Consider the following 2,162-nt stretch of genomic DNA (forward strand, 5'->3'; position numbering starts at 1 on the left):
GCCGCCCACGGCGGCAGTCGCGCCGCGCTCACCGCGCGCTGGCGCCGGGTGGCGCGCATCGCCACCCACCCGGCACGGCGCCGCGAAGGGCTCGGGCGCGCGCTGATCGAAGCGGATATTCTCGACGCGCGCGCCCGGGGCATTGCGCTTTATGGCGCCACCTTCGGCGCCGAGGCGGCGCTTCTGGAATTCTGGCTGGCGCTTGGCTTTCTACCGGTGCGCCTTGGCGTCACCCGCGAACCCTCCACCGGCGAGTACGCGGTGATGGTCGCCCGCGCCCTCGATGACGAAGGCGAGCGCGTGCTGGCGGCGCTGCGAGGCGCCTTTGCCGCATCACTTTTGGGGCTTCTGGCCTTCGAGCTGGCGGCGCTGCCCGCCGGGGTGGTCCTGCGTCTGCTTGGCACGCTGCCACTGCGCGAGCCTGGCGCCCAAGAGCGCCAGGACATCATTGATGTCGCCTACGCCCACCGCGACCCGGCGCTCGCCCGCGCCGCCCTTGCCGCTCTGGCGCGCCGGGCGAGCGCGCTGGCGGTAAAAAAGGCACTTGCCCCGGAGGTCATCGGTCATCTCGAAACCCTGGCCGGCTGGGCGTTTCAGAACCGCGCGCCCCACCAGGCCCCGCGCGAGGCAAACCGGGCGCTGCGCCAGGCGGCGCGCGCGGTGGCCGAGGCCACGCTTTCCCCCTTCGAGCCCGAGCGGTAGAGTAGGGCGGTTACGGATCAAGAAGAGCTCACATGAACGCACACCTGGATACGCTGGAACCCACGCGGGTATGGCGCCACTTTCGCACCCTGTGTAATACGCCCCGGCCCTCGGGCCATGAAGCCGCGCTGGTCGAGAAGCTCGAAACCTGGGCCGATGGGCTGGGCCTTGCCCACGATCGCGACGACTTTGGCAACCTGCGCATCAAGAAACCCGCGAGCCCCGGCGGTGAAGGTGCCCCCGGCGTGATTCTCCAGGGCCATCTGGACATGGTCGCCCAGGCCAACGCCGACACGCCGTTCGATTTCGAGCGCGATTTGATCCGCACCTACGTGAAGGATGGCTGGCTGCACGCCGACGGCACCACGCTCGGCGCCGACAACGGCATGGGCGTGGCGGCGATTCTCGCCGTGCTCGAGGACGACACCCTGACCCACGGCCCGCTGGAGGCGCTGTTCACCTTGGAGGAGGAGACCTCCATGGGCGGGGCGCTGGGGCTTGCCGAGAACTGGCTCGAGGGCTCGCTGCTGCTGAATCTGGATAGCGAAGACCGCGGCGAGGTCTACATCGGCTGCGCCGGCGGGGCGGACGTGCTGGTGGACGCCCAGCTTCCCGGCAAGGCGCTTGGCGACGACGAGGTCGTGATCGAGCTCGCCCTGACCGGGCTCAAGGGCGGCCACTCCGGGGTGGATATCCACCAGCCCCTGGGCAACGCCAACCGCCTGCTGGTGCGGGCGCTGCGCACACTGGACATTCTCGATGCGCGGCTGATCGACTACCAGGGCGGCACGCTGAGAAACGCCATCCCCCGCGAGGCCTTCGCTCGGCTGGCGCTGCCCGCCGATGACGTCGATACCGCCTTCGAGAAGATCGAACGGCTCGAAGGCGTGCTGAAGGCGGAGCTCGGCAGCGGCGACCCGGGACTGTCGCTCAAGGCGCGCCACCTCGAGACCGCCCTCGATGCGGAGCCCTTGACCCGTGACGCCAGCGCCATGCTGATCGCCGCACTGCTGGCCGCACCCTGCGGTGTGGAGCGCATGAGCGCCGATGTCGAGGGCGTGGTGGAAACCTCCAACAACCTGGGCGTACTGCGCCTGGTGGACGGGCGCTTTCACCTCTGCGCCCTGGTGCGCTCGCTGCACGACAGCGCGACGCAAGCGCTCGCCGACCGGTTCAGCGCGCTGTTCGGCCTGATGGGCGCGCGGGTCAAGGTGGAAAACGGCTACCCGGGCTGGGCGCCGAACCCGCAAAGTGCCCTGCTTTCGACGTTCAAGGCGCAGCATGCGGCGCTTCTGGGCAAGGAGCCTGCGGTCAAGGTGATCCATGCCGGGCTCGAATGCGGGATTCTCGGCGCCAAGTACCCTGAGCTCGACATGATCTCCTTCGGCCCCCTGATTCGTGGCGCCCACTCGCCCAACGAACGGGTCGAGCTCGACTCGGTCACCGAGTTCTGGGCGATG

Annotated in this window: 1 protein-coding gene and 1 pseudogene; both read left to right on the forward strand. The window is 69.5% G+C overall.

Annotated elements, in window-relative coordinates:
- Nucleotides 1-702 (forward strand): annotated as a pseudogene (locus tag BIS11_RS15880) (tRNA(Met) cytidine acetyltransferase); the annotation flags it as partial.
- Between the two features lie 32 nt (nucleotides 703-734).
- The coding region (locus tag BIS11_RS15885; RefSeq protein WP_253586518.1) for an aminoacyl-histidine dipeptidase at nucleotides 735-2,162 on the forward strand (1,428 nt) is incomplete at its 3' end.

The organism is Halomonas sp. 707D4, assembly GCF_024158685.1.
Lineage (GTDB): Bacteria > Pseudomonadota > Gammaproteobacteria > Pseudomonadales > Halomonadaceae > Vreelandella.